Source organism: Microcoleus sp. B9-D4 (genome assembly GCF_036705105.1).
Classification (GTDB): Bacteria; Cyanobacteriota; Cyanobacteriia; order Cyanobacteriales; family Microcoleaceae; genus Microcoleus.
This window is the reverse complement of sequence record NZ_JAUBTS010000018.1, coordinates 63,318-89,381: the sequence shown is the minus strand read 5'-3', so window position 1 is coordinate 89,381 and position 26,064 is coordinate 63,318. Positions and strand designations below refer to the sequence as shown.

Annotated in this window: 24 protein-coding genes; 14 read left to right on the top strand and 10 right to left on the bottom strand. The window is 46.8% G+C overall.

The features are described from left to right. Nucleotides 1-331 precede the first annotated feature (331 nt). Entirely contained in the window at nucleotides 332-1,552 is a 1,221-nt protein-coding gene (locus QUB24_RS13605) for an FtsW/RodA/SpoVE family cell cycle protein (RefSeq protein ID WP_333153688.1), read from the bottom strand. Between the two features lie 36 nt (nucleotides 1,553-1,588). Between QUB24_RS13605 and QUB24_RS13600 the strand changes: the two genes are divergently transcribed. Further along, nucleotides 1,589-2,011, top strand: a complete 423-nt coding sequence (locus tag QUB24_RS13600; protein WP_333153686.1) for an EamA family transporter — start codon at nucleotides 1,589-1,591, stop codon at nucleotides 2,009-2,011. A gap of 236 nt (nucleotides 2,012-2,247) precedes the next feature. Here QUB24_RS13600 and QUB24_RS13595 read toward each other — a convergent pair whose 3' ends face one another. From QUB24_RS13595 to apcA, 3 genes are all read right to left on the bottom strand, one after another. Further along, nucleotides 2,248-2,451, bottom strand: coding sequence for a phycobilisome linker polypeptide (locus tag QUB24_RS13595; RefSeq protein WP_006634929.1), 204 nt, complete (start codon nucleotides 2,449-2,451; stop codon nucleotides 2,248-2,250). Between the two features lie 275 nt (nucleotides 2,452-2,726). Continuing rightward, nucleotides 2,727-3,212, bottom strand: coding sequence for an allophycocyanin subunit beta (apcB, locus tag QUB24_RS13590; RefSeq protein WP_006634930.1), 486 nt, complete (start codon nucleotides 3,210-3,212; stop codon nucleotides 2,727-2,729). Between the two features lie 176 nt (nucleotides 3,213-3,388). After that, nucleotides 3,389-3,874 carry an allophycocyanin subunit alpha gene (gene apcA, locus QUB24_RS13585; RefSeq protein WP_333036136.1) on the bottom strand — a complete coding sequence of 162 codons (486 nt, stop codon included), beginning with the start codon at nucleotides 3,872-3,874 and terminating at the stop codon, nucleotides 3,389-3,391. A gap of 1,048 nt (nucleotides 3,875-4,922) precedes the next feature. Between apcA and QUB24_RS13580 the strand changes: the two genes are divergently transcribed. Next, nucleotides 4,923-6,125 carry an FHA domain-containing protein gene (locus QUB24_RS13580; protein ID WP_333153685.1) on the top strand — a complete coding sequence of 401 codons (1,203 nt, stop codon included), beginning with the start codon at nucleotides 4,923-4,925 and terminating at the stop codon, nucleotides 6,123-6,125. Here QUB24_RS13580 and QUB24_RS13575 read toward each other — a convergent pair whose 3' ends face one another. Together QUB24_RS13575 and QUB24_RS13570 are read right to left on the bottom strand one after the other, a co-directional pair. Beyond that, nucleotides 6,126-6,362 (bottom strand): hypothetical protein, encoded by a 237-nt coding sequence (locus QUB24_RS13575; protein ID WP_333153683.1) that lies wholly within the window; start codon nucleotides 6,360-6,362, stop codon nucleotides 6,126-6,128. A gap of 22 nt (nucleotides 6,363-6,384) precedes the next feature. Continuing rightward, nucleotides 6,385-6,969: an endonuclease dU gene (locus QUB24_RS13570; RefSeq protein ID WP_333153682.1), complete on the bottom strand. Its 585-nt coding sequence runs from the start codon at nucleotides 6,967-6,969 to the stop codon at nucleotides 6,385-6,387. 100 nt (nucleotides 6,970-7,069) lie between these two features. Between QUB24_RS13570 and glpK the strand changes: the two genes are divergently transcribed. Continuing rightward, nucleotides 7,070-8,557 (top strand): glycerol kinase GlpK, encoded by a 1,488-nt coding sequence (gene glpK / locus QUB24_RS13565; protein ID WP_333153681.1) that lies wholly within the window; start codon nucleotides 7,070-7,072, stop codon nucleotides 8,555-8,557. 78 nt (nucleotides 8,558-8,635) lie between these two features. Then, nucleotides 8,636-9,013 (top strand): c-type cytochrome, encoded by a 378-nt coding sequence (locus QUB24_RS13560; protein WP_333153680.1) that lies wholly within the window; start codon nucleotides 8,636-8,638, stop codon nucleotides 9,011-9,013. 16 nt (nucleotides 9,014-9,029) lie between these two features. On the opposite strand, the gene QUB24_RS13555 is transcribed toward QUB24_RS13560, so the two are convergent. Then, nucleotides 9,030-10,556: an NB-ARC domain-containing protein gene (locus tag QUB24_RS13555; RefSeq protein ID WP_333153678.1), complete on the bottom strand. Its 1,527-nt coding sequence runs from the start codon at nucleotides 10,554-10,556 to the stop codon at nucleotides 9,030-9,032. A 279-nt stretch (nucleotides 10,557-10,835) separates the two neighbouring features. Here QUB24_RS13555 and QUB24_RS13550 point away from each other — a divergent pair, with 279 nt between their 5' ends. The 5 genes from QUB24_RS13550 (at nucleotide 10,836) to rpmA (ending at nucleotide 13,939) form a co-directional block, all read left to right on the top strand. Beyond that, nucleotides 10,836-11,792, top strand: a complete 957-nt coding sequence (locus QUB24_RS13550) for a hypothetical protein (protein WP_333153676.1) — start codon at nucleotides 10,836-10,838, stop codon at nucleotides 11,790-11,792. 110 nt (nucleotides 11,793-11,902) lie between these two features. Beyond that, nucleotides 11,903-12,412, top strand: a complete 510-nt coding sequence (locus QUB24_RS13545; RefSeq protein WP_333153673.1) for a DUF3122 domain-containing protein — start codon at nucleotides 11,903-11,905, stop codon at nucleotides 12,410-12,412. A 328-nt stretch (nucleotides 12,413-12,740) separates the two neighbouring features. After that, nucleotides 12,741-12,956, top strand: coding sequence for a hypothetical protein (locus tag QUB24_RS13540; protein WP_333145179.1), 216 nt, complete (start codon nucleotides 12,741-12,743; stop codon nucleotides 12,954-12,956). 263 nt (nucleotides 12,957-13,219) lie between these two features. Next, a complete protein-coding gene (gene rplU, locus QUB24_RS13535; protein WP_333036112.1) occupies nucleotides 13,220-13,612 on the top strand; it encodes a 50S ribosomal protein L21 in 393 nt (130 codons plus the stop codon). A gap of 27 nt (nucleotides 13,613-13,639) precedes the next feature. After that, a complete protein-coding gene (gene rpmA, locus QUB24_RS13530) occupies nucleotides 13,640-13,939 on the top strand; it encodes a 50S ribosomal protein L27 (RefSeq protein ID WP_190738131.1) in 300 nt (99 codons plus the stop codon). Between the two features lie 202 nt (nucleotides 13,940-14,141). Here the strand turns inward: rpmA and thiS are convergent, their stop codons facing one another. After that, nucleotides 14,142-14,354 (bottom strand): sulfur carrier protein ThiS, encoded by a 213-nt coding sequence (gene thiS, locus QUB24_RS13525; RefSeq protein WP_015176890.1) that lies wholly within the window; start codon nucleotides 14,352-14,354, stop codon nucleotides 14,142-14,144. A gap of 100 nt (nucleotides 14,355-14,454) precedes the next feature. Further along, nucleotides 14,455-15,537 (bottom strand): thiamine phosphate synthase, encoded by a 1,083-nt coding sequence (locus tag QUB24_RS13520; protein ID WP_333153671.1) that lies wholly within the window; start codon nucleotides 15,535-15,537, stop codon nucleotides 14,455-14,457. A gap of 364 nt (nucleotides 15,538-15,901) precedes the next feature. Here QUB24_RS13520 and QUB24_RS13515 point away from each other — a divergent pair, with 364 nt between their 5' ends. Further along, nucleotides 15,902-17,779 (top strand): DUF1565 domain-containing protein, encoded by a 1,878-nt coding sequence (locus QUB24_RS13515; protein WP_333153669.1) that lies wholly within the window; start codon nucleotides 15,902-15,904, stop codon nucleotides 17,777-17,779. Nucleotides 17,780-18,646: 867 nt separating this feature from the next. On the opposite strand, the gene QUB24_RS13510 is transcribed toward QUB24_RS13515, so the two are convergent. Continuing rightward, complete coding sequence (locus QUB24_RS13510) at nucleotides 18,647-19,324, bottom strand: peptidoglycan-binding protein (RefSeq protein ID WP_333153667.1); 678 nt, start codon at nucleotides 19,322-19,324, stop codon at nucleotides 18,647-18,649. Nucleotides 19,325-19,589: 265 nt separating this feature from the next. Here QUB24_RS13510 and QUB24_RS13505 point away from each other — a divergent pair, with 265 nt between their 5' ends. From QUB24_RS13505 to QUB24_RS13490, 4 genes are all read left to right on the top strand, one after another. Then, entirely contained in the window at nucleotides 19,590-21,509 is a 1,920-nt protein-coding gene (locus QUB24_RS13505; RefSeq protein WP_333153665.1) for an SdrD B-like domain-containing protein, read from the top strand. Nucleotides 21,510-21,690: 181 nt separating this feature from the next. Next, nucleotides 21,691-21,837, top strand: a complete 147-nt coding sequence (locus tag QUB24_RS13500) for a hypothetical protein (RefSeq protein ID WP_333153663.1) — start codon at nucleotides 21,691-21,693, stop codon at nucleotides 21,835-21,837. Nucleotides 21,838-22,167: 330 nt separating this feature from the next. Further along, nucleotides 22,168-24,819 carry an SdrD B-like domain-containing protein gene (locus tag QUB24_RS13495; protein WP_333153661.1) on the top strand — a complete coding sequence of 884 codons (2,652 nt, stop codon included), beginning with the start codon at nucleotides 22,168-22,170 and terminating at the stop codon, nucleotides 24,817-24,819. A 242-nt stretch (nucleotides 24,820-25,061) separates the two neighbouring features. Continuing rightward, nucleotides 25,062-25,922, top strand: a complete 861-nt coding sequence (locus QUB24_RS13490) for an SDR family oxidoreductase (protein ID WP_333153659.1) — start codon at nucleotides 25,062-25,064, stop codon at nucleotides 25,920-25,922. Nucleotides 25,923-26,064 lie beyond the last annotated feature (142 nt).

Sequence of the window (26,064 nt, the reverse complement as noted above, 5' to 3'; positions counted from 1 at the left end):
GCAGATCCGGAGGCTCCGCCTCCAATTGGCCCCAGCAAGAGACGGGCGGAAATAGTCGATCGTTAGTTTTTATCAGCCATTACTCGTTACCAGGATCTGCCTGGTAACGCAGATCCGGAGGCTCCGCCTCCAATTGGCCCCAGCAAGAGACGGGCGGAAATAGTCGATCGTTAGTTTTTATCAGCTATTACTCGTTACCAGGCTCTGCCTGGTAATGCAGATCCGGAGGCTCTGCCTCCAATTTGCCCCAGCAAGAATCGAGGCTATTCTTCTGGGTATTGGTTCCCAGGCAGATCCTGGAAGTTAATCGGGTGTGTTTACTATTGACAAATTATTCAGTTTGTGTAGTGGCGTTGTTCGATCGCAACTTAGGCTTTCCCGGCTTTCCACGGAGGCCGTTTAAAGAAACCACATCAGCCTCAGAACTCTCCCTAGCCACCCGAATCAGCAACCCCGACAACAACAAACTCGCCAACATCGACGAACCCCCGTAACTAAAAAACGGCAGTGGCAAACCCGTAGTCGGCAAAACCCCCGTCGCCACCCCAATATTCAGCAGCGACTGTCCCACCATCACCACCATCACCCCAATCGCCACCAACTGAGACTCAATATTTCGAGCCTTCATCGCTACCCTCAAAGCCACAGTCGAGTAAGCCGCCAACATCAGCAACAGCGAGAAACCTCCCACCAAACCAAACTCCTCAGCAAACACAGCAAAAATAAAATCGCTGTACTGAATCGGCAAATAAAATAACTTTTGCTGCGACATCCCCAAACCCACACCCCAAATGCCCCCAGAACCAACAGCCAGGAGACTTTGAATCAACTGATAGCCGTCTTGCATCGGATCAGCCCAAGGATTGAGAAAAGACATAATCCGGCGGCGCTGATATTCCCTCAAACTAATACTTAAAACCGCTAAAAGCATTCCCCCCATAGCCGTTGCGCCCAACTGCAAGTAAGGTAAGCCCGCAGCCATTGCCACCAACCACAAAGTCATCCCGCACAAAGCCGTGGTACTTAAATTTGGCTGCAACAAAATTCCCAAAAGCATTGCACCGAAAATTAACAGCCAAGTTAAGCGAACTTTATTTGTCAACCGGGGCCAGTTACCGAAAATGCGGGCGCTTTGGAGAACAAAAAACGGCTTAATCAACTCCGAAGGTTGAATAATCGGAACCGGGCCCAGAGATATCCAGCGAGTCGCCCCGTTGATGGTGGTTCCCACTCCCGGAACTAAGGTCAACCAGAGCAATCCCAGCAGCAATAAAACGCCTAACTGAGATGTTTTCATGATGTAGCGCAGTGGGGAGTACACTATCAAGTTAAAGCCGGCCAGCCCGATCGCCACTGCGATTAGCTGTCGTTTAAAATAATAAAGGCCATCTCCAAATTCATAATTGGCAATGGGATAGGAAGCCGAAAACAATGCTGTCAGCCCGACAAACAGCCACAGAAAAGTCAGCCACCTCAGCCACCGAGCCTCAGCGGCCCATTGAGACGCGCTGGGGTCAAAAAATGGAATCAAGCGTCGAATGTCATTAGCCATAGGATTTTAGAATGATCTCAATAAACTCTAACAAAGATGGCTAAAGTACCAGATTGGTTAATTTACGCATTAATCTGCTCGCTATTATATGGTTTGTGGGGATTTTTTGGCAATTTAGCAACTAAATATATTGACTCTAAAACTGCTTTTGTTTATGAAGCAATTGGCGCTATTTTAACTACTTTATTTATTATTATCCAAACTAATAATTTTAGTTTTGAGGGAGATGTTAGGGGAATTTTTTTTGCCATGTTAGTTGGCGTTTGTGGCACTGTGGCATCATTAGTATTTTTTATAGCCCTTGGCAAAGGTGAAGTTGCCAATGTGGTGAGTGTTACGTCTATCTACCCGCTGATTACTATATTATTATCGTCTTTATTCTTGAAAGAGGCTATTACGTTACCACAAATGCTTGCTGTTTTGTTAGCGATAATCGCAGTTATACTGTCTTCTTATTGAAATATTTGTCAATGATGAGATTAACAACGCTGGACATTCTTCCTTCTACTAGAGGAATCCTAAATGATTCAGATAAATTTGTAGGGGTAGTGCTAAGAGTGCCTACCCCCTATCTATCGGGCAACCACGGGGGATTGCCCCTACAATAATTATGCAAATGATGCGAGGATTGCTATATAACAACAAAAAAGAGGTCATCGCGACCTCTTACCCCTCTACTAATCCAGCTTCGGCTCTTAAAGTAGACCGGTATTAGCACCGGGCTTACCCGTAGCCAGTTGCACTTTAATAATTCTGCCGCCCATTTTCATAATTCTTTGCTGTTCCCGGAACCAGTTGTCGTAAGGAACGAGCTTAGTAAAATAGGTATTTTGCAATTCGCGCTGAGTGCGGATGCGGGTTTGACTTGGGACGCAAGCAGTCACCTTAAACATTCTCATGGGAAACTAACTCCTGAGTAGGTTTACAGATTATTAGATGGATTTTTTAAAGATTGAAGGCAGGGAGTTAGGAGTCAAAACTAGCTCGTTAAAACTCGTCGGGCTTTCTCGACAAGCCTTTGACGGTCTAGCAATCACTCTCAACTTCCCTGACCTCTTTTCAAAGTCAAAGGTAACAAGTCCAAAGTTAAAAGTTAAAAGAGGCAAGAAATAAATATTTTTCTTTCTTCCTTCTTCTTCCTTCTTCCTTCTTCCTTCTTCCTTCTTCCTGAGTCTTAGCTCAAGCCAGAGCAGATGTAGTCGAAATAGACGCCCATTTCTTTTCCAGCGTCAGAACCGACCAAACCGGCGGTGACTTCTTTCATTGCTTGGATTGCTTGTACGGTAGAACCGATGGGCACGCCCAAGGAGTTGTAGGTTTCTTTCAAACCGTTGAGCACGCGCTCATCGAGGATGGAAGGGTCGCCAGCTAGCATAGCGTAGGTGGCGTAGCGGAGGTAGTAGTCCAAGTCGCGGATGCAAGCTGCATAACGACGAGTGGTGTACATATTGCCGCCGGGACGAGTTACATCAGAGTACAACAGAGACTTAGCAACTGCTTCTTTGACGATTGTGGCTGCATTAGCGCTGATGGCTGTAGCGGCGCGGACGCGCAGTTCGCCAGAAGCAAAGTAGTTCTTGAGCTTGTCTAGAGCGCTGATGTCGAGGTACTTACCTTGAACGTCAGAGGAATTGATAACGGCGGTAATTGCGTCTTGCATGGTTGTCTTGTTTCCTAGAAAGTGGCTGAGTCAGTCCAATTTTGGAGCTAGAATTTGGAATTTGGGATTTGGGATTTGAGATTTTTAAGTGGCTGGTTATTTGCAAAAGCTTTTAACTTGTTGCCGGCAACCCCCAATTTTTTAATCTAAAATCGAAAACCTAAAATCGAAATTCCTTACTGCATCGCACCGATAACGTAGTCGAAGTAGGAGGAAGCTTCGGAAGCATCTTCTCCAGACAGCAGCGAGCTTGCTGCATTTTTCATAGCGCGAACGCCTTCGGCGACGGCTTCAATCGGGGTGCCGAGAGATTTGTACATTTCGCGGACGCCGACAATACCGATTTCTTCGATCGGAGTAATGTCGCCAGCTACGATTCCGTAGGTAATCAAACGCAGGTAGTAGTCCATGTCGCGCAAGCAAGTTGCGGTCATTTCTTCGCCGTAAGCGTTGCCGCCGGGAGAAACAATATCAGGGCGCTTTTGGAAAAGTTGGTCGCCTGCTTGCTTGACGATGCGTTCGCGGGATTCGCTCAAAATTTGGGCGATGCGGACGCGGCGTTCACCAGAGGTGACGAAGCTTTTGATCCGATCTAATTCACCTGGGCTCAAGTAGCGAGCTTCGGCGTCTGCGTTGACGATTGATTTGGTGACGATACTCATCTTGTGTGTACCCGCTGGATATTTTGCTATATGAACTGCTCTGCGCTGAGCTAGCGAAGGCGGGCACTTGCGTCCCGTATCTTTCCTGCTCAGGCAGGAGCTTTGACGGGGAAGGCTGGACTTTCCACACTCAGCAACTGTTGAAGTTGTTGGCGGGTGACTGCCTTCGGTGCTTAACGGCGCTGGTTCTTCACGCCGGTGCGGTTGTGAGTGCTCGCACTAAGCCTGTCGCTTACAATACCATAAATGACTGATGCGATCTTTAATTTATGATCAAGATTGCAGCAGGCCACTTAGTGGCGATCGAGTGACTGTCGGGCAGTTAGTAAGGATATTGCTTCTCTGACACAACTACCTCTCGCAAGTATTTTGAGGCATTATGTTCACATTCTGAGTGTTACTGTAATAGTTTGTAACATTACTTTTCATATTTGGGCCATCGCTTGGGTCTTCTTCGTTAAAATTTCATAGTTTAAAAGTTGCTAAAATTATCTAGCAGCAAGGGTTACAGGCGACCCATCCCTCGCGAGGGAATTGTGACGGGCGATCGCGCGAGGATCAAAGGCTTGGCCCTGAGAGGGAGACAAGCGGGAGATGGGGGGAGAGAGGCGGGGAGCATTGGTGTCAACTTAAGCTTTTAGTCCACCAGTCCTCTCGCTCACCCGGCAGTCCGCCAGGGAATGAATTCCCTGTCTCATAGCGAAAGTCCTCTAAAAGAGGACTGAAGAACTCATTAGTCCTCGCGAAGCGAGGACTTTGGCTTTGAGGTTCTTGTTTCCACCCCTGACGGACTATCGGTTTTACCTTAAGTTGACACCAGTGAGGGGGGAGATGTGCGATCGTCTCACATCTTGCAGCATTCTCAATAAGTTTTGGATGGGCGGGATCTGGGGCCCAACTTTTACTCCCCGCAAGAACACTCACTCTTTGTGTTTGTGGAACAGGCATCTGGCCTGTTCTCGATCGCGATGCCAGATATAAAATCATCGGAAATCGTAACTTTCGAGCTTGTAGCTAGATTTGACTCTCACTTTAAATCTGGTGCGCCGTGAAAAGAAATCTATCAGCCCTTAAAAAAGCTTTACAGTTTGGCATTAGCGGTGCAGTCGGCGGTTTCGTCGGCAATCTCATCACCGAACCTTTCATGCAGGGACTCACTGGTTCGGAATCTGTTTTTGACAGTGTATTGTCCACAGCTCGGTGGTTTGGATTGGTAGGCGGTGGTATTGCTACGGCTATCATGTTCGGCTATTATTACTATATCAAAGGCAAGCCTCAAATTAAACAGGCTTTAAAAAATGGCGGATTGTTTGGTTTAATTGCAGGAGCCATTTCTGGAGCGATCGCCGAAGGTATTTACAGCGGAATTGGCGACGGAAACAACGAATTATTGCGAGTAATTTGCTGGGGAATAGCTGGCAGTTTGTTAGGACTGGGACTTGCACAGCGGATTCCTAATTTGGGGGCGCTTCGCGGCATGGGAGGCGGCGGTGTTGGGGGTGTGTTGGGCGGCTGTTTGTTTATTCTATTTGCTTACAATTTATCCGGTACGGCGGGCCGTTTAGCTGGCTGTGCTGCGATCGGTTTTTGGATTGGAATTATGCTAGTTGTAGCTGAAACTTTGTTCAACAAAGCTTGGCTAGTAATTAGTTACGATACGGGAGCAAATCGCACTCTCACTCTGGGTTCGGAACCAGTGACTTTTGGCAGTGATGAAAATTTGTCTATTATCTGCATTCCTAATGTTTCGCCCCTAGCAATGCGGTTTCAATTAGAAGCAGGTCAAATTGTTTGCGAGAATCTCGATAGCGGGGCCGTGAGTTATTTGCGATCGGGCGACCAAAAGAAAATCGGCAACTGTACAATTACAGTAGGAAACTCTGACTTGCCAGCCCCAACACCAACAAATATTCCGCCTACATTTATATCAGATCAGCCCGCAGTAAATTCTTTTACCAGCGGTCAATTTTCCCTGAAATTAGGCAGTCGAGTTATTCCTCTGAGTGCGGGAACTCAAATATTCACTTCTGACATACCGAGTTTAACAGCCGCAGCATCTAACGGTCTTGTAGCTATAGTCACTTCTCGTTCGAGAAACGAGCTTTCGTTAGGATTGACCAATTTGTGCGATCGCGCTTGGTGGGCTACAGACATTCAAGGTGATATAAAAATGGTAGAACCTGAAAGTACCCTAACTTTGGCGTTGGGAACTAAAATCGAATTCGGTGAATTAGAGGGCGAAATTGTGTAATTAAGCGAGTAGAAACTGAGATATTGCACCATTGTCAATAAACTTTTCATGGCCGGGCAGGATGCCCAGCCCACAATAAAATTTACTCTGTGTGGAACGGGCATCTTGCCCGTTCTTAACAGGATATCCTGCCCAGCCCACAATAAAATTTACTCTGTGTGGAACGGGCATCTTGCCCGTTCTTAACAGGATATCCGATCCACCCATAAGAAAATTTCCTCTTTGTGGAACGGGCATCTTGCCCGTTCTTAACAAGAATTCAAGCAGAACTGCCGCTAACTCCAGTAATTACAGCCGCACCAATCAAATGAGCCAAACGCAACGCTTCAGGAACTTTCCCCGTGTCTGTCAAACGCTGGAGAACCCTCGCTATTACTTCTGGTTGTTCGCCGCAAACTTGAAAAAAGAAAGGTTCAAAAGCGTAAATTTTACCAGCGCGACGCAACAATTCTAAACGGTATTCCGAGTCGGGTAAATAACCGAGGGCTTTTTCAACAGCAGCTAAATCTGGTTGGCGCCGCATGACAGCAACGCAAGGAATTTGCAGCCGCGATGCTAACTCGGGAAGGTCAATAATATTGAAGCCACCGAAAGCAATTCCGTCTAGCAAAACGAGATGCAATTGCGGCAGAAATTTGCCTCCGAGGAGTAGCCCAGAAATAGCATCCGTGGCATCTAATCCGTCTGGGAGGGCTTGTCCCCACACCATTCCTTCAAATCGCGTTCCCCCGCAGACTATGCCCGCGATCGACACCAGACTGCCGCTTGTACGAGAAAACGGAGCGTCGTCAAAGCCAATAACCTTAATTGTGCGATCGAGCCTCAGCAAATCTGCCAGTTTCAACTTGGGGAATTCCGTAAGCTAAAGTTTTTGACATTAATTTGACTTCTAGATATAGTATCATATACGTTAAAGACCTCATTACTAAAAATATTTTAGACAATTGGCCAAAAAATACGTAGCAGCGATCGACCAAGGAACCACCAGCACCAGATTTATCATATTCGATCGCCTGGGACAGATAATTTGCAGCAACCAACAAGAACACCAGCAAATCTATCCCCAACCAGGATGGGTGGAACACAATCCAGAGGAAATTTGGCAGCGCACCCAAAGCGTGATTAAAAATACCCTCGAAATCGGCAAGATCGACCCCAAAGAGATTGCGGCACTCGGTATTACCAACCAGCGCGAAACTACAATTATTTGGGACAGAAAAACTGGCAACTCTTACGGCAATGCGATTGTTTGGCAAGATACCCGCACTCGCTTTATTTGCGATAAATTAGCTGAAGTTGAGGGCAAAGATAGATTTCAAAAACGATGCGGTTTGCCGCTGGCAACTTATTTCAGCGGGCCGAAAATTAAGTGGATGCTGGACAATATTCCAGGATTGCGGGAATCTGCAAATCAAGGGGATGCGATTTTTGGCAATGTCGATACTTTTCTGATTTGGCACCTGACTGGCGGCGCGCACATTACCGATGTTACCAACGCCAGCCGCACGATGCTGATGGATTTGCAAACCCTTGATTGGGATGCGGAAACTTTGGAAATAATGGCAATTCCCCGCCAGATGCTGCCAGAAATTCGCCCTTCGAGTCAAGTTTTTGGAATTGCAAAAGGATTGCTTGCAGGTGTTCCGATTGCTGCTGCTTTGGGCGATCAGCAGGCCGCCCTCGTCGGGCAAACTTGTTTCAGTCCGGGGGAGGCGAAAAATACTTACGGTACGGGCTGTTTTATGCTGCTGAATACTGGTGAGGCGATCGTCCCTTCAAAGCAAGGATTACTGACAACAGTCGCCTACAAGATGGGGGAATCGCCCGCTGTGTATGCTTTGGAAGGCAGTATTGCGATCGCCGGAGCTTTAGTCCAGTGGCTGCGCGACAATTTGGGCATCATCAAAACATCTGCGGAAGTAGAAACATTAGCAAATACAGTCGAAGATAGCGGCGGAGTTTACGTTGTCCCGGCTTTTTCTGGACTCTACGCACCCTATTGGAAAGACAGCGCGCGGGGAGTAATTGCAGGTTTAACTCGCTACGCGACTAAGGCACACATTGCCCGCGCAGTATTGGAAGCTACAGCGTGGCAAACGCGAGAAGTATTGGATGCGATGAATCAGGATTCAGCAGTGCAGCTTTTGTCTTTAAAAGTAGACGGAGGTATGGTGGGAAATCACACGCTGATGCAGTTTCAGAGCGATGTTTTGGGAGTGCCTGTGGTGCGGCCTGTGGTAGCAGAAACTACTGCACTCGGTGCGGCTTATGCGGCTGGTTTAGCCGTAGGTTTTTGGAGTCAGCTAGCCGAATTGCGGGACAATTGGGCGGTGGATTGTACTTGGGAGCCGAAAATGCCGATCGCACTTCGCGAGCAAAAATATCGCTTTTGGAAAAAAGCAGTTTCCCGCACATTCGATTGGGAAGAATAAATCGCTGAGTTAACCCCAAAAATGCGTACTTAGTGATATTATTAAATTCAGCACTATTTTTCAAATGGCAAATACAAAATGATTTCGCTAAAGAACTTAAAAAAAATTCTCACCGCCTTTCTATTGATACTGACACTGGGATTTGTAGAAATCGCCACTAATTCCCAAATTGCGATCGCAGATACAGCTACAACTCCCGCAACCGCAACCGCAGCCGAAGTCTTCACCACCAACTGTGCAGGGTGTCACATCAACGGCAGCAACATTATCAGGCGCGGCAAAAACTTGAAACAAAAAGCCTTAAAAAAATACGGCATGGATTCCATCGCCAACATTTCCAACTTAGTAACCAACGGCAAAGGTATTATGCCCGCTTACAAAGATCGTTTGTCGGAACAACAAATTATCGATGTTTCAGCTTACGTGCTATCCCAAGCTGAAACCGATTGGAAATAGAACCTCGGTAGATTATTTATAGCTTAGGCAATCTTGCCACAGACATCACATATTTCTTTACCGCAGGTTGAAGCGCGAACAGAGTTTCACTTTCGGCTTGGACTGTTTCAATTAGCGATCGTCTTAAAAGCGATTCCAGCGCCTTCAGCAATTCTGAATCCCGATCTTGCTGAATATCGGAGTACAAATTTTCACAACCAACAGGCTTGACTTCTTTCGCCATGCAGTGTAATATCTGGATTTCTAATCCTGATAAGCGATTAAACTGCCGAGATAACGTATCGCTATAATCTCCCAGAAACAGCCCATTTCTTAAAAATTTAGCAATGCTGTCGCCAAACATATCATGAATAGTTGTCGTTACTATTTTTAACGCTAAAGGATTGCCACTGTATGCCTCTATCAATTGTGAGTATTCACCTTCTTCAGACAAACCCTTGTTTTTAAGGATTTCCACAGACGCTTCTCCCAAACTACCCAATTTCAATGACCGTACAGATTGATTTTGACCTTCTAACGCCGCAATTTCTTTAGGTTTTTCGCAGCTAGTCAGCAGCAAGCAACTTTGATGCTGCGATTTTCCTACTTGTTTCAGAAATTCCCCATACACTTGATATCCTTCTCGATAATTTCCTGTTAACTGCTCAGTGCAGAAAACAGCTTCCCACTCATCTAAGATTATCAAACATCGACGCTTTTGTAAACACTGAATCAGGCGCTGGATACCATCAGCGATGATTGTCGGTTCTATTGCATTTGTGGAAGCAATTAGACTGTCCAGGGAAAACTCAAGCTGCGAGATCCCCGCTTGAAACAATTTTTTATCCTGAGTAATTAACTGCAATTTATCTAAATCTCTTTGCGGTTGATCAGATAAAAATTCGATTAAATTTACCAGAGTATCGGCCAACACAGGTGCATGACTGAGGTTGACCCAAATTAAGCACTCAAACTGGTGTTTAATCAGATTTGTTAGCTTAGATGCTAAAGCAGTTTTGCCAATGCCACCCATACCCAATACAGCAACTAAGCGGCAGTCTTCTTGTAAAATCCATTGTTCTAAGTTAGCAAGTTCTGTTGTGCGCCCGTAGAAAATAGACGTATCCACCGCCAGCCCCCATTCAGTTCGATTTTCGATGGGAGTTTGGGGAGTTTGAGTATAATTTCTCAAGGTAGGAAGGAATGTTTCTCCACTACCCTTTTGTTGATAACCACGCATTTCTAGCATACTTGGGATTTCTTTCCAGTCTTTCGGTTGTTGCAGCGTCAAAACTTGAATGTAGCGATACAGCCCTCTCGATAAGTCTACTCTAATACCGGCACATTCGCGGTGGAGTGCGGCGGCGATTTCCACCGGACTGTAATTGCAAAGCAATCCTCGCAGGTAAGTTTTTTCTAAAGGAGTGAGTCGCTGCTTTCTACTGCAAGTGTAATCTTGCTTGGCCGCTGTCAAGTCTGCATATAACTGTTCGAGATTCCAGCAAGCCGCAGCCTCTATAAACTTTTGTGCTGGTATTTGTAAAGCTTTATTTTGGTATGTCATGTATACTAACAAGCAGAAGCACACTCATAATTATTGATGATTTTACCAGCTTAAGTATCTAACTTATTAAGTATTTTTACTGGCTTCTGAGGATATTTTAGATACGTTATAAAATTTATTGTAAATAAAGCCTATCCCTATGTGGGTGTACTTCTCACAAAAACACCTAATAAAAATACTAATAGCTGTTAGGTAACTTATCGGTCTTGAGTGTTTTATAAATGTAGTAGGCAGTATTTTATAACACCTGCTCTCAGAAAAGTTAGGAGGACAGTTTAAATGGCATCAGTTCAAGTGACAAATCAGTTAACTACAACTGACAAGGATATCCCCACTCCTAATCCTAACGATGGTTCTGCAAGAACTCGCGCTAAAGATTACCTCTTAGAGGTAGAGTTAGTTAATCAGCCTATATCAATTGATCTCTTTAAAGATCTGAGCGCTACCTACGACCCTTACGTGCAAGTCTTTCAGGTACCCAAAGACAGGATTGGTGCGAATCTAGCTGATGGGGCTGGGGCTCTTCTGGTTGCTCAGGATGATGATGGCGGCGGCAACTTCCCCAACGCAAACTCAAAAATACCGAATTTTAATACTAACGAATACTTCAATGGTGCTTCTTTCCCGCTTACAAGTCTGCCTGGTGTGAACTATGTAGTCCGCGTGACTAGCTATAATAGGTCAACAGAATTTCCTCAGCCTTTCACATTAGGGGTTTCAACTCCCAGTGGCACTGTCACCTTGAAAGACCCTATAACAGGTGCGCCTGTAAATCAAGGAGGCAGTACTGGCATTCCCGTCGCGCGTTTCTTTGACAAGACGGCAGGAGGGCATTTTTATACTACAGACCCAATAGAGAAAAGTGACCGACTAACCAACCCTTCTCGTTTCCAGAGTGAAGGCGATGAATTTGTTGCTCCAGGCGACGGTAACGCAAAGGTTCAACGCTTCTTAAATACGGCATCAGGAACCTATTTCTTTACTAATAAACCTGGTGAGATACAGTTTGTTCGCACCTTACCCCAGTTCCGCGATCAGGGGGAGGTTTTCAATTCATATAGCACGGCTGTTCCGGGTGCAATACCCGTCTATCGTTTTACCAACCTGTCGAGGGAACGGGAAAATCCGCTAAATATTACACACTTTTTCACAAGAAGCGAAGAGCAGCGGCGGGTGGTACAGGGGAGGTCAGATTTCCGGGATGAGGGGGTTGCTTTTTATGCTCTTCCCGCCTAAGCAGGCAGTTGGATTCATCTAGGTTTAAAATGAGGAGTAGGGTGCGTGCGACGCACCCTACTTTTTTATCTATTAAACTTTTGGGTAACAAGCGATATTTTGGTCATCCTATGAACAATCTCAGTACAAAACCTTCCTTCTTCAAAGCTTTAACTGTAATTATCTTGTGTTTGTATCTAATCTTAGCTGTCAGCCCGCCCGCTTTGGCTTCGATTCACAAATATCCCGAAACTGCCGAGACAGTAATGTTCCGATCCGTACAAAGCCTGCGTGATACTGATGACAAAGCATGGCAAGTTGTTTTGTACAAGCGAGTCAAGTCGGGAGTAGTAAAGTCTTTAAATCTGAGATTAGTAGGATTTCCCGGAACAGAATTGCAGCATCCTGTTCCACTGAAAGTTGCGGCGGGAAAGCTGGAAATTGGCAAGGCTAATGATATTTGGAACGAGTCTGGTTTGCCAATTAATGTCGGAGAATACGATTTAAAATCAATAATTACACAATTGGAAAGTAATCGACCTTTGCTGTTGAATTTGCCTGTGAAAAATCACAATGAGACACAATTGCTGGTTCCTCCTTTTGCTGTCAGAGAATGGAGGCTGTTGTTAGACAGAAACTAAATATACCTATTTAAGCGCACTCTACATTATTTAAAATCGATACAATTTCCCATGTCACAAATCGTTATGTTTAAATTATGCCTTAAGGTAGATTTAACGCAAGCGAAGAATAATCTTTTATGGCAAAAACTAAATAGATTAACTTAATCGCACTGTACATTTAAAATCGCTCAAGTTTCCTGGATGTATTAAAAATAACTTTATTTACATAGACCTTAAGGTAGATTTAACCTATTTTAAGGGTAATTATGAAACAAACTAAAAGCTGAGTTAGTCGGTTGACAAAACTTCAGTGTTTTAACGTAGGTGTATTCAGGGTGAAGCTACTATGACTTTAATCAGTAAAATTGTCCGCAAAGCTTTGGCAACAGGTTACTTAACGGTTGAGGCCGAAGAACAGTTGCGACAGCAGTTGCAGATGACCAAGTATGGTTTAGAAGATTTTGACGCTTTTATTAATTTGCAGAAAGAGGTGATGGAAGGTAGGGTGAAACAACAAGCTTTGGAATTGTTACGATCGCGCAAATGTTCTGCGACTGCTTGAATCGAGTTCGATCGACCTTTTGGATCAATGGGATAAAAAAGTTACAGCATCTACTATTTTTATCCCTAATTAGAAATTTCCGGTGCCATAAAACTTGACAAAACTCCAATAATCCGCAATAATAGTAGATTGTCTGTCTAAATCCGGCTCGGATCAGGTTAAGACATTCCAAAAGCTGAAGAGCAGTCAGCAGTCAAAAGTCCACAACGACCAATGACCAATGACTCATCAGCTACCTGTACGGCAATCTCAACAACCATCCCATGACTTACGCAATCATTGAAACCGGCGGCAAACAATTTCGGGTAGAACCAGGCCGCTTCTACGACATCGAACTGCTTCACGTTGAAGCTGAATCCAAAGTCACCATAGACAAAGTATTTCTGATCCAGCACGAAGGCGAGGTTCATATCGGTCAGCCTCTACTAGAAAATGCCACTGTAGAAGGAACGGTTCTCCGGCATTTCCGGGGCCGCAAAGTCCTCGTCTACAAGATGAAGCCGAAAAAGAAAACTCGGAAGAAAAAAGGGCACCGTCAAGAAACAACTCGCTTTATGATTGACTCGATTAGCGTCAACGGTACAGTCTTAGCAGCCAGAGACTTAACTCAAGCAGTTGTTGAAACTCCCCAAACTGCCGAAACTGATTCAGAATAAAACATAGTAAATACAGTTGAGGATATTATGGCCCACAAGAAAGGTACAGGCAGTACACGTAACGGACGCGACTCTAATTCTCAGCGTCTGGGTGTCAAAAAGTACGGCGGTCAAGTTGTCAAAGCTGGCAACATTTTGATCCGTCAACGCGGCACTAAAGTTCACCCTGGTAATAATGTTGGTATCGGCAGAGATGATACTCTGTTTGCCATGATTGACGGTGTGGTAACTTTTGAAAGAAAAGGCAAAACTCGCAAGAAAGTCAGCATTTATCCTGTTGTAGCAGCACCTGTGGCTGAACCCGTGGCTGAAGCTGTCGCAGTTTAGTTCCTCGTTCCTAGGTTCGGCTGCTTCATGACAACTTAACGTAGAACCCATAGTCCGACAGGGGTTGAAACCCCTGCCTCAAAGCTAAAGTCCTCGCTATGAGGACTGAAGAACTCATTAGTCCTCTTGAGAGGACTTTCGCTATTAGCCAGGGAATTCATTCCCTGGCGGACTAGAGGCTTAATTTGTCACCAATTTGTGGCTAGCCTCCTCCGACAATTGTGACAACTTCTAAGATGTCGCCTTCTTGCATCTGTGTAGTTTCCCAAAATTGTTTGTGCAGAATTTCCCCGTTGTACTCCACAGCGACTAAGCGCGGGTTTAATCCCAATTGTTCTAGTAATTTTGGTAACGGTGTGTCGATCGCACAATTGCGGGTTTCTCCGTTAACTTGCAGCGCAATTTGATTTATCATAAGTAAAATATCTGTTTTCCGGGCGGGTTTTGTAACAAAATTATTATATTTGATGCACAGAATTCCTGTGCTAAACCCGCCCTACAAATCTCCAATCAACCTAGCTTTTTCCGTGCAAAGCTTTCTGAGCTTTGAGATTCTGCATCCGAATCAACTGCGAAATGAAAAACTGCGTGACTAAAGTAGGCTGTTCTGCTTCCATAATCGCGCGTACTATGGCAACCCTTTGAGCTCCGGCATTCAATATTTCATCGAGGTTGTTGATATCAATTCCACCGATCGCAAACCACGGAATCGGTGACTTAGTAGCAGCATACCGCACATAGTCCAAACCCGCCGCCTGTTTATCAGGTTTAGTAGGAGTGGAGTAAACAGGCCCAACTCCAATATAGTCGGCTCCCGCATCAACCGCTCGCTGCATTTCCTCGCCATTCGTAGTCGAACAACCGATGATCCGTCCCGGGCCGAGCAACTTGCGCGCTTCCGCCACAGGCAAATCTTGCTGTCCTAAGTGTACGCCGTCGGCATCCGCTGCGATCGCAAAATCCACGCGATCGTTCACAATCAGCAAAGCATCATAGCGGTGACAAAGTTCGCAAAGCTTACGCGCGTTGGCCAGCTTTACCCCGTCGTCTGAGGTTTTGTCGCGGTACTGCACCAAAGTCAGTCCCCCTTGCAAAGCAGCTTCCACGACCCCCATCAAGTTGTCTCTCGGCGAAGTTACAAGGTATAACTGCGATCGAAGTAACTGCTGGTAGCGCCGGTAAGCCAGCAAATCGCTTTCGAGAGTATAAACCCGATAGCGCATCTGCTTAAAAGCCGCGCCCATATTCCGATCGTAAATTTTGCCATACTCTTCGAGTACCCGCAGAGCTTCTTCCACCCGACAGAAATTCGCCTCCAGTAGCTGCTGAATGCTCGAACGCTGCTCTTCCTGCGGGTGAGTCAACTCCGTACCCGGATCAGCCGCCGTATCCCTAGCACTGCGAAGTTCTGCGACGTGCCAAGCCGCCAATTCTTGACGCAGTTGCTTGCACTCGCCAGCTAAATCCGAGCTGTTGAGACCAAACCTGCACCATTCTTCAATAATTCTCAACCCTTCGCGCGATCGATCTAAATTTGCATCTAAAATCCGGCAGAGGGCTGGCTGTGCCGGTAAAGTTCTGTTTTGTTTGTCGGTCATTCAGAACCACCCTAATTATAATTAATCCTACCAGTCAAACCGCTATATTCTCCCACGCCGTCATTCGATTTTAGATTTTAGATTTTGGATTTTGGATTGACTTGCGCGAGATAAATTCGGGGGCTTGAGGATTTTAGATTTGAGATGCTTTCGATTGATTCCACGGATCGAGAGGGGGGCTTGTACCACCTTTGAAATTCGCTTGTCAAGATCGTAGCAAAGCGATCGGCCTAATTTTTACCTCAACCGATTTAATTTAGACAAATTTTTAAGTTTTATTGAATTTGAGAAAAACGAAGCATAATAGATCAAACTTGATGAGAGTGAAATCGTTAAGCTGCATACCACACTTGGGAGGAGAGCCGTGAGGTTAGCAGAACAACACAAAAGATTAAGGGAGAACAACCCAAGCAGGCGGGCGTCTTTAAACTTCGATCGCGAAAACCCGACACGAAACACCGGAGGCGAAACTCGGATCACAGATAAGTTGCGTTTTTTTATGCTGATTTACTTACAACAGACCTGGTGCAAAGAAAAGCGATCGCAAAAATCTTGTTTAAGTTCTTGCCTTCTGCTCGTTTTTGCGATGACCGCCCTGGGCAACCATCAACCGTCAGTTATCGCTGCCGAGATACCCGCAGTGCAGCTACTTTCTCAGACCCCGCAGAGCGAGATTAACATACTGTACGTCAGCTCGATCGGCGGCAGTGACACAGGAGGCAACGGCAGCGATCGATCTCCGTTTAAAACCCTTACCTACGCCTTAAGCGTAGCCCCGCCCAAAACAGCGATTTTGCTAGCGCCCGGTACTTACAGCGAGCAAACCGGCGAAAAATTTCCATTAATGCTCAGGCCCAGCGTGACAGTTCAGGGAAATCCCAACACTCGCGGTCAGAATATTGTCATCAAAGGCGGAGGATACTTTATCAGTCCGACTTCGGCGGGTCAAAATATTGCCATTTTAGGCGCAGATGGGGCGGGACTCAGCGGGGTGACGGTGACGAATACCAACTCTCGCGGTTACGCTTTGTGGATCGAATCGAGTTCTCCGACGGTTGTCAACAATACTTTTTCTGGCAGCACTCACGACGGAATTTCGGTAGTCGGTACTTCCAGGCCGACGATTGGCGGGAATGTTTTCTCGAAAAATGGAGCTAACGGCATTACTATTTTTGGCAGTTCCCAGCCGGAAGTTCGAGATAATGTGTTTGAAAACACGGGATTTGGGGTAAATGTAGCGCAGAACGCTTCGCCTCTGCTGATCGGTAACAAAATTACTCGCAATAAGGATGGCGTGGTGGTGCAAGCTGATGCTAGACCGGTGCTGCGTAACAATTATATCGAGAGTAATCGCCGGGACGGAATTGTGGCGATATCGAGATCTCTGCCGGATTTGGGAACAGCAGCCGAACCGGGGGGCAATGTCATTCGCAACAACGGTCAGTATGATGTGAACAATGCGGCCAAAGGTCAAGTAATCCCAGCTTACGGCAATCAATTGTTGAGAAACCGGACGACGGGATCGGTTGATGTGGCGGGAACTTTTACCCCTGGGCCAATGGGGGGAAGTGCTTTGCAGCTAACGACCGATCGACCTCCCAGCATCGGCGGCCCCGACACTTCTCTCCCTGCTTACACCCCCGGACGGCTAAGCCCCAGAGTTGAAAGAGCGCCACTTCCCCCGCGTGCGCCCGTTTCCAGGCGACCAGTGCCAAATCTATCGGCACCGCCCAGCGCTGAGTTGCGGCAAGAGCTTTCTGGGAGGAATGTCGGTGCTTCATCGGTAGTCCCAGGGACGATCGCAATTCCTGTGCCCGATCCTAATTATCGATCGGTTTCGGAAATTTCGGTACAGCAACCAATTATTCCTCCCAATTTTGATAGTTCGAGTTCGGTTGCTTCCGAGGGTAGATTGCCGGTTCCGGGCCGCAACATTCCTATCGGAAGGGGCGGTTATGTACCTGCTGCTTTAGGGGGGAATTCTTTGCCCGATGCCGCGGATAATTCGCCCTCATTCGATCGACCGTCTGCTTTGGGTTTGCGCTATCGAGTTGTGGTGGATGCCAACAGTTGGGGCGATCGACAAAAAATCAAATCTCTCGTTCCCGGTGCTTTTCGCTCTTTTTCCAGCGGACGACCGGTGATCCAAGCCGGTGCTTTTCGGGAACGCGAAAAAGCTGACGAATTGCTACAAATGCTCACCGCTAACGGCTTGAATGCTCGAATTGAAGAAATTAAATGAAATGGTCATTAGTCAGTAGTCATTAGTCATTAGTCAGTAGTCATTAGACCTCTTTCAAAAATAACTAGGACGGGCATCTTGCCCGTTCCACAAGAAAAAATGTTTTTTGTGGAACGGGCATCTTGCCCGTTCCCAAATTTTATTAAAAGGACTTTTGCAAGAGGTCTATTAGTTTGTCAACTGTAAACTATCAAAAATTTTAGGGCCTAGCATATCGGATGCCAGACCCTAAAAAGTTTGTAAATTAAGTTGATTCAAGTGGGTTTTTAGCTCTGCTGAGTTTCAGCAAACTACAACTAAGGTGGACTTTTTGGCAACTACTCTGCGGACGAGCTAGCTATCAGCGGAGTCTATTCAGACTTCTGTGTTTGACTGTACGATCGCAACTTTTGATTAATCCAATAGCCTCAAGCTATCTAACCAATACGAATCGCAATATCAACCTTTCTTTGCTAATAAGCTACACGGTTCAGGCGTTGCCTGCGGACTAGAGCCGAGCGGGACAAATACTCTAATTCCAAGTTTTTTATCCAAGTTTTTTGTGCTTCTTGGTTTTGCCCCTCATGTTTTTAAGTTAACACCAACTGCGCGCCTAAAAACACTTTGTTTACCAAACTTGACACTTTTTGATATGACGAAATACTTTCAAAAGCGATTATTAACAATTTGTAAAATTACAATGTCGCACAATGTGCAGTTGGTCAATAAAATCTAGGACTTAGGTAGAAACCGGGTTGTTTTACCAAAGTACGGCGTTACATCGACTATGCTAGGCCCTAAAATATTGAAATTTTGAAGTAGCAAGCAGTCTTTGGCTGTTAACACCGAACAGTCAACAGTCAACAGTCAACAGTCAACAGTCAACAGTCAACGCAGCAGAGCTTCCCAAGTAGCGCGGCCGACAATGCCGTCTGCTGGCAGTTGATATTGTCGCTGAGCCGCCTTGACAGCAGCTTGAGTTTCCGGGCCAAACACGCCGTCAGGACTCACCCGCAAAAATCCCTTGGCCCGCAGCCGCTCTTGCAAATCTCTGACTGCCGGCCCGCGCATTCGTCTTCTTAAAACGGCAAAATTGGTTGGCTGTGCTTCGGGGTTAATCTCTGAGTTGTCGGCAGTTGCAGAAGCGTTGGCGATCGGGTTTTCGAGCGCGCTCGGATCTGCTGGAAACAGCCGATTCCAAGTATCTTGACCGACTATGGCGTCGGGAGCCAAGCCTGCTGCTTCCTGGAACTGAGACACAGCTCTAGCGGTGCTTTGTGAGAAAATCCCGTCTACAGTGCCAGTATAAAAGCCCAACAATTGAAGAGCAGCTTGGAGTTCGATGACTTCCGAGCCGCGGCTGCCCAATTTGATTGCGGGACGGACGATCGCACCTGTTTGAGCGCTCGGGCTGTTGCTGTTACCTTGTTCGGAGGTAGGTAGCTGTGCGACAGCAGGAGTAGGGGCGATCGAGCCTATTGCCAATAAACCGCACAAACTCCAGCCGAAGAGCAAACTTGGAACCTCGCGGGCTTCATTCCAGCTTGCTGTCAAGTTTTGGGACATTGGAAATTCGACCTCTGCAAAACTGGTAGCGATCGTACATCAAATCTGGAAAAAATTGGAAATTTGGGCATTGGGAATTGGGCATCGGGCATTTACTGGTTCCGAGGCAAAGCCAGGTTCCCACATTAAATCAAAACTCGCAACTTTTCTTCCCTTCCCTTTCCTAAAAAAATTTATCCCTCTCAAATAGCTGCAATTTGCAAAAAAACTGCTAGATTGCCCTACAGAAAACATTGAACCGCGTTCATTGGGCCCCAGCAACACCATGTCCGAATTCAGAACCGCCAGCCAAATAGACATCGGCAACGTCAACATCGGGAACTTCCAAGTCGGCAGCATCAGCGGCACCAAATACAACGACTTCAACGCCAACGGCCGCCCTGATCCCGGAGAAGTTCCCATTCCCAACTGGCAAATCTACCTCGACCTCAACAACAACGGCCAGCTTGAGTTTAACGAACCTTCCACCCTCACAAACCCGCAAGGCAACTACATCTTCGCCAACCTGCCGCCGGGAACTTACCAAGTTAGGGAAGTCCAGCAGCCGAACTTTCGCCAAACTACCCCAAATCCCGCACCCATCACAATTACCAGCGGCACAAATGCTGGCAATATCAATTTTGGCAACAACTTTAACGCAGGGACGATCGCAGGCACAAAATTCAACGACATCAACAACAACAGCAGCCGAGATCCGGGCGAACAAGGGCTAGCTAACTGGCAAATTTACCTCGACCTCAACCGCAACAACAGGCTCGACGGCGGCGAACCTTTTACTTTTACAAACGTTGAAGGCAATTACGCTTTTGTCAATATTCCTGCAGATACATATTTGGTAAGAGAAGTCCAGCAACCGGGTTTTCGCCAAACCACGCCTGACCCCGGCCCGGTTAACGTTACTTCCAATGCCACTGTCAACAACATCAATTTTGGCAATGTCTTTTTTGTCGGCAGCATCAGCGGTCTCAAATATAACGACCTCAATGCCAACAGCGTCCGAGATGCGACAGACCCGCCTCTGACCAACTGGCCAATTTACATCGACCTCAACGGCAACGGCAGCTTTGATCCGGGCGAACCCAACACCATCACAAACCCGCAAGGCAACTACACTTTTGCCAATGTTTCTCCCGGCCGATATTTCGTGAGGGAAGGCCAGCAACCGGGATGGGTACAGACTACGCCAAATCCAGGCCCGATCGACATCATCGGCAATACCAACGTTGTCGGCGTCAATTTCGGCAACAATTTTCCTACCGGCAGCATCAGCGGGTTCAAGTTCAACGACCTCAACGCTAACGGTATCAACGAACCGACGGAACCGAGAGTTGCCAACTGGCCGATTTACCTTGATTTCAACAACAACGGCAGTTTAGATCCGGGCGAACCTTCGACTTTAACCAACCCTGAAGGTAATTTCTCTTTTATCAATTTGCCTCAAGGGACTTATGTGGTCCGGGAAGTCCCGCAGCCCGGTTTTCGACAAACTACGCCCAATCCGACTCCGATCGCCGTGGGTAACGGCACAAATGCCACTAATCTCAGCTTTGGTAACGTGTTGGTGACTGGCACCATCAGCGGTGTGAAATTTAACGATTTTAACGCCAACGGCCGCCTAGATCCGGGCGAACCGCCGATCGCCAACACTCAGATTTACATCGACCTCAACAACAACAGCAGTTTAGATCCGGGCGAAGCGAGTACCTTAAGCGACGTTCAGGGTAATTACAGTTTCCGTAACGTTCCTGTAGGTAGTTATGTTGTCCGCGAAGTTCCGCCGCCCGGTTTCATTTTAACGACTCCACCTGCGGTGGTTGTGGTCTCCGCAGATATTCGGGCTAGCAGCATAGATATCGATTTGGTGACTGGAGAGGCTGAGGGTCTGTCGGCTAAACCCTTGGGCGACCCGCTGACGGATGCCCGTAACTATGCGGGCGAACCTGCAGCCAAGATGGGGGCCGATAGCTTGCTTTTGAGCCAGTGTCGTGATAGTGATCAAATTAGTAAATTTTTGAGTGATGGATTTTTTGCAAATTTAGGCAATACTCCTAACTTTGGGCAACAGAATGTCGGTCTGGAGCCTAACGGACAAATTAGTAATTTTGTCAATACCAATGAATTAAATAATCCGGCGATCGCTCACTCGTTTGTGCCGATGGGCGCGAGAGATTTCGGGGTTATGTAGGGTGACACAAAGCTCGATCGCCCCCAATCGCCAACCGCAGATAAAAATAACGAAGAGGTGAAAGGGCGATCGCGTGATACCCTATTGTTGGCAACCTCCAACACTCAAGCCTAAGTTCCGGCAAATCCGAAGCTGGCTTGTATATTGGGTGCAATATTCAGAGGCAGTAGCATCTCTGTAAGTGAGAAACTATCAGGTAATTCCCCCAAACCCGATCGGCGTATTTGCAGGCAAAGCAAGTCATATCAAGTCCGGTAGCTCGATCGCTCATAGTTCGCTGTGCTTGGCAATCGCTGAGGCTGCGATCGCCATCCACAGCGAACCATGACAAACAAGAACGATGCCACCGGACTAGATATCAGGGGGGAGCACTCAGTCTTAGGCTTTTTAAAGCTCGAAACAGCAAGTATGTACGGACACAGAAGGCGTGCAAATCATGAAGATGTTGCCCTCAAATTGCCAGGGCTCTTCAAAACCTGATATACTTGCCAGCGACAAAGCTTGAGGCATTGTTGTGTGAGATGGGAACATTACCTCAAGTGCAGACGTATGTAAAATCGAGTAGCGGTTGTCAGCTATTAGTAAAAACTACTCAGCAAGTTACAACCCATACAGTAGTCTGTAATTTACGTGGATTTAGGTGTGAAGGAGAGAAATCATGACTTCAAATATTAACGAAGAGCAAGTGCTCAAAGCCCAGCAATTACAGCCAGTTGTGGTGGGGAATGCTGGTCTGGCAATTCTAGGGATCAAGTTTAATGACCGGAACGCGGATGGTATCAGACAGTCCGGTGAAGAAGGTCTACCGAACGTCGCCATCCTCCTGGAATCAGCAACAAGCAGCAACGGTGTGTTTAATGCTGGTACTGGAGAAGCGGTAACTAGGACGGACGCTAACGGCGCGTTCTCATTCATAAATCTTGTCCCTAGCAACTACGTACTCACAGAAACAGTACCTGGTGGTTTCCGTAATACTACTCCCAATCCCCTCGCTGTCAACGTTACGGGAAACAGAAATGTCAACGTTTTATTTGGCAACACAGCACTTGTAGGCAGCCGGATTGTAGGATGCAAATACCTAGACATAGATAACGATGGTTTTCGAGATGGAGATGAACCGGGCATTAAAAATGTCAGGATATATCTCGATATCAATGGCAACGGTCAATTTGATGCAGGAACAGATCGCGCAACGCTAACAGACAAAAATGGTCGGTGGTCGTTTGACGTAGAACCTGGAACCTACAAAGTTCGGGAGGAACGGCTCAGACCGCCAGCTCCCAACAGCGTACTAAGAATTCAGGATAGCTCTGTTCCTCCGACAGCGGAACCGTTAGAAGTAGATTTTCCCCAAAGCACCCCACCTGAAAGCATTCCCCTACTCGACGTGACGGTAGCAGCCGGTGAAACCTTTGCCTGCGCTCAAGTGGGCAACACCCCGCTCTATCAAATTGAAGTTATCAAATTTGAAGACAGAGACCGCAGCGGTACGCGAAATGTAGTTAGTGGAGTTTTGGAACCCGCCGTTGCCCGAGTACCCTTCGTTTTAGATTTGAACGAGAACGGTCGGTGGGATGAAGGATCGGAACCAATCGACATCACCGATTTAAACGGAAGGGTTACTTTCCGCAATTTGTTTGCTGGCACTTACCCCGTGCTGGAAATTTTTCCCTCGGTACTGCCTGCTGCAGTAGGTGGCGGGACTCCCGGCAATTTAAATTTGCCAGTACCTACTACTTCCAATCCCACTTTGGTTTCGGCACCAGGGCCGCAGGCGCGATTCCAGGGAACAATCACCAGAGAGCAACCGCTGTTAGTAGCCGACCCAAACTATACGCTGAAACCAAACGACCCCAAATTCGTAGACGACAACTTTGACGGCGTTCGACAAGTTGGGGAAAGACTGATTGCCACAACGGGCGAGCGACCGATTTTTGCAAACACGCCCGTGCCTTTCCCTGCCCCTAACCCCTCGCCAGCACTCTTCTTTACTTCTATTGGAATTAATCAGGGCGTTGGGGATAATGCCGGTGTGGGTAACACTCTCCCGAACATCAATATCTTCAAATACAATGACCTGAATGCAAACGGGCGCTTTGAACCAGAGCAAGGTGAAACAGGTCGAAATGGTGTCCAAGTATTTCTTGACCTCAACAACGACGGTCAGTTTCAGTCAGCAACAGAACCTACAGTCACGACTCGGGATCTAGCAACCAATGAACGACCTGATATTGTTGGAGCCGCGAGTCGTGCAGGTCGGAATGTTTTTCCTAACTTAACACCAGGCAATTACACAGTACGGGAAATTGTACCCAATAATTTTTCGCCTTCCACGCCTGCTGCTGTTTCTGTCGCTCTCAACCTTCAGGACGCTAACGTCACTTTTGCCAACACGCCGAACAGCAACATCACCGGTTGCAAATTTGAGGACTTTAACCAGAACGGCTATCGAGATGGCAATGAACCGTTCATTAACGGCGTTATTGTTTATCTCGATCTCAACCGCGATGGCGTGCGCCAGGAAACTGAACCATTTCAAACTACCAGTGGATTTGGTACTTTTGCGTTCAATAATTTGGCTCCTGGCACCTATAGCCTTCGAGAAGAACTTTCTCCCGCTCAACAGAATTTTGTCCAAACGACTCAACCGCTGGATATTGTTCTGGGCCCCAATCAAACTTTTACTTGCGCTTTGATTGGCAACACTCGCCGTTACGATTTGTTGGTTCCGAAATTCCGAGACGACAACCGCAACGGCTTTCAAGATGGAGGGGAACCGGGTCTGGCTGATGTTCCGTTTGTTTTGGATTTGAATCGGAACGGTCGCTACGATCCAGGGGTTGATAGTCCGATAGTAAGAACTGTCTTAATTGATGGTCGAGGCATTGCTGTGTTTCCTGATTTGTTGCCCGATACCTACTCGGTGTTGGAAGTCTTCGATCCGAGCGTTCCGAACCCGTTCCCGATCGCGACTGGACCGAATCCGGTTAACTTTGACGTGCCCGGCCCCAATACAGTGCCTTCGCCTCCAAGACCGGCGACAACTCAGCAAAGAAGTATTTCTAGTCTAGATCCGCTGACAGAAGGCGGCTTAGTTGCTGAATCTGCTACCCCTGTTGACAACACGATCGTACTTAATAATCGTGACGCGGCTAATGTTGTTGTCAAGAATTTGCCAGAGCAGGTACAGGCTTCGATCCTAACGTTTTTAGCAGATCAGAAGCTCGACGATAAATTAATGTTGGGCGCTCCAGCTCCCGGCCCGGAGTTAAGGTTAGCTGAAGTTTCTAATTTGAGACTTAGCAATTAGCAACTAGCTGCTTTGTAGATAAACCCGCCCTCCATAACCATAGGTTAGTTAGGAGGGCGGGTTTATTTATCTCTTCAATTACAGACAATGTTTCAGGAAAACTCGCAATTTCGATCGACCAGCCCTCCACAATCAAAGACTCGCGGGGCTGTCTTTAGTAGTAGACTACGATCGGCAAAAAGAACGATGTCCTACCTCCAGAAAACCTTTATTTATGAAGGTAGAACTTAGAGGAATTTTTTATGCCAACCGAACAGAAGATTAATCCGGCTCAACATCAAGAACAGCAACCCGGTATTGAATCCGAGATGACTCCGCAACCTCAATCCTTCGCGGAGGGCTATCGCGGTAGCGACAAATTGCGGGACAAAGTAGCCTTAATTACCGGCGGAGACAGTGGGATCGGGCGTGCAGTGGCGATCGCCTTTGCCAAAGAAGGCGCTAACGTGGTCATCAGCTATCTCAACGAAGATGATGATGCTAAAAAGACCAAAGAGGCGATCGAACAACAAGGTCGGCGCTGTATGGCGATCGCAGGCGACATCGGCGATGAAAGCGTCTGTCAAAACCTTGTAGAACAAACAGTTAAAGAATTCGGCCGCCTCGACATCCTCGTCAACAACGCCGCCGAACAGCATCCCCAAGAAAGCATCGAAAACATCACCGCCGAACAATTAGAGCGCACCTTCCGCACCAACATTTTCTCAATGTTTTACCTCACAAAAGCCGCTCTCAAACACCTCAAAGAAGGAAGTGCAATTATCAACACTACCTCTGTCACCGCCTACAAAGGCAATCAACAATTGCTAGATTACTCATCCACAAAAGGAGCAATTGTTGCCTTTACTCGTTCTTTGTCTCAAAGTTTAGCTGAGAAAGGAATTCGCGTCAACGGAGTCGCCCCCGGCCCGATTTGGACGCCTCTAATTCCTGCAACTTTCCCTGAAGAAAAAGTGGAGAAATTTGGTGCAGACACAGCCTTGGGACGCGCCGGTCAACCCGATGAAGTTGCCCCCAGTTACGTGTTTTTAGCTTCAAAAGATTCGTCTTACATGACGGGTCAAATTTTGCATCCCAACGGAGGCTCTGTGATTAACGGCTAAAATATTCTTGCTCCCAATGCTCGTAGGGGCCGGTTTCACCGAAAATTTTTGATGTAATTCATAATATAAATAAACCCGCCCTCCACAAATCGGGGGGCAGGTTTATTTATATTATGAATTACCCGAAATATCTTTCGTAAAA

Bases quoted from the DNA above. Each gene is read 5' to 3' on its own strand.
- QUB24_RS13545 (WP_333153673.1), top strand. From the start codon at position 11,903: ATGAACAATCTCAGTACAAAACCTTCCTTCTTCAAAGCTTTAACTGTA.
- thiS (WP_015176890.1), bottom strand. From the start codon at position 14,354: ATGATAAATCAAATTGCGCTGCAAGTTAACGGAGAAACCCGCAATTGT.
- QUB24_RS13510 (WP_333153667.1), bottom strand. From the start codon at position 19,324: ATGTCCCAAAACTTGACAGCAAGCTGGAATGAAGCCCGCGAGGTTCCA.
- QUB24_RS13495 (WP_333153661.1), top strand. From the start codon at position 22,168: ATGACTTCAAATATTAACGAAGAGCAAGTGCTCAAAGCCCAGCAATTA.
- rplU (WP_333036112.1), top strand. From the start codon at position 13,220: ATGACTTACGCAATCATTGAAACCGGCGGCAAACAATTTCGGGTAGAA.
- QUB24_RS13595 (WP_006634929.1), bottom strand. From the start codon at position 2,451: ATGAGAATGTTTAAGGTGACTGCTTGCGTCCCAAGTCAAACCCGCATC.
- QUB24_RS13520 (WP_333153671.1), bottom strand. From the start codon at position 15,537: ATGACCGACAAACAAAACAGAACTTTACCGGCACAGCCAGCCCTCTGC.
- QUB24_RS13600 (WP_333153686.1), top strand. From the start codon at position 1,589: ATGGCTAAAGTACCAGATTGGTTAATTTACGCATTAATCTGCTCGCTA.
- QUB24_RS13540 (WP_333145179.1), top strand. From the start codon at position 12,741: ATGACTTTAATCAGTAAAATTGTCCGCAAAGCTTTGGCAACAGGTTAC.
- QUB24_RS13560 (WP_333153680.1), top strand. From the start codon at position 8,636: ATGATTTCGCTAAAGAACTTAAAAAAAATTCTCACCGCCTTTCTATTG.
- QUB24_RS13505 (WP_333153665.1), top strand. From the start codon at position 19,590: ATGTCCGAATTCAGAACCGCCAGCCAAATAGACATCGGCAACGTCAAC.
- QUB24_RS13605 (WP_333153688.1), bottom strand. From the start codon at position 1,552: ATGGCTAATGACATTCGACGCTTGATTCCATTTTTTGACCCCAGCGCG.
- QUB24_RS13575 (WP_333153683.1), bottom strand. From the start codon at position 6,362: ATGCCCGTTCCACAAAGAGGAAATTTTCTTATGGGTGGATCGGATATC.
- rpmA (WP_190738131.1), top strand. From the start codon at position 13,640: ATGGCCCACAAGAAAGGTACAGGCAGTACACGTAACGGACGCGACTCT.
- apcA (WP_333036136.1), bottom strand. From the start codon at position 3,874: ATGAGTATCGTCACCAAATCAATCGTCAACGCAGACGCCGAAGCTCGC.
- apcB (WP_006634930.1), bottom strand. From the start codon at position 3,212: ATGCAAGACGCAATTACCGCCGTTATCAATTCCTCTGACGTTCAAGGT.
- QUB24_RS13490 (WP_333153659.1), top strand. From the start codon at position 25,062: ATGCCAACCGAACAGAAGATTAATCCGGCTCAACATCAAGAACAGCAA.
- QUB24_RS13555 (WP_333153678.1), bottom strand. From the start codon at position 10,556: ATGACATACCAAAATAAAGCTTTACAAATACCAGCACAAAAGTTTATA.
- QUB24_RS13550 (WP_333153676.1), top strand. From the start codon at position 10,836: ATGGCATCAGTTCAAGTGACAAATCAGTTAACTACAACTGACAAGGAT.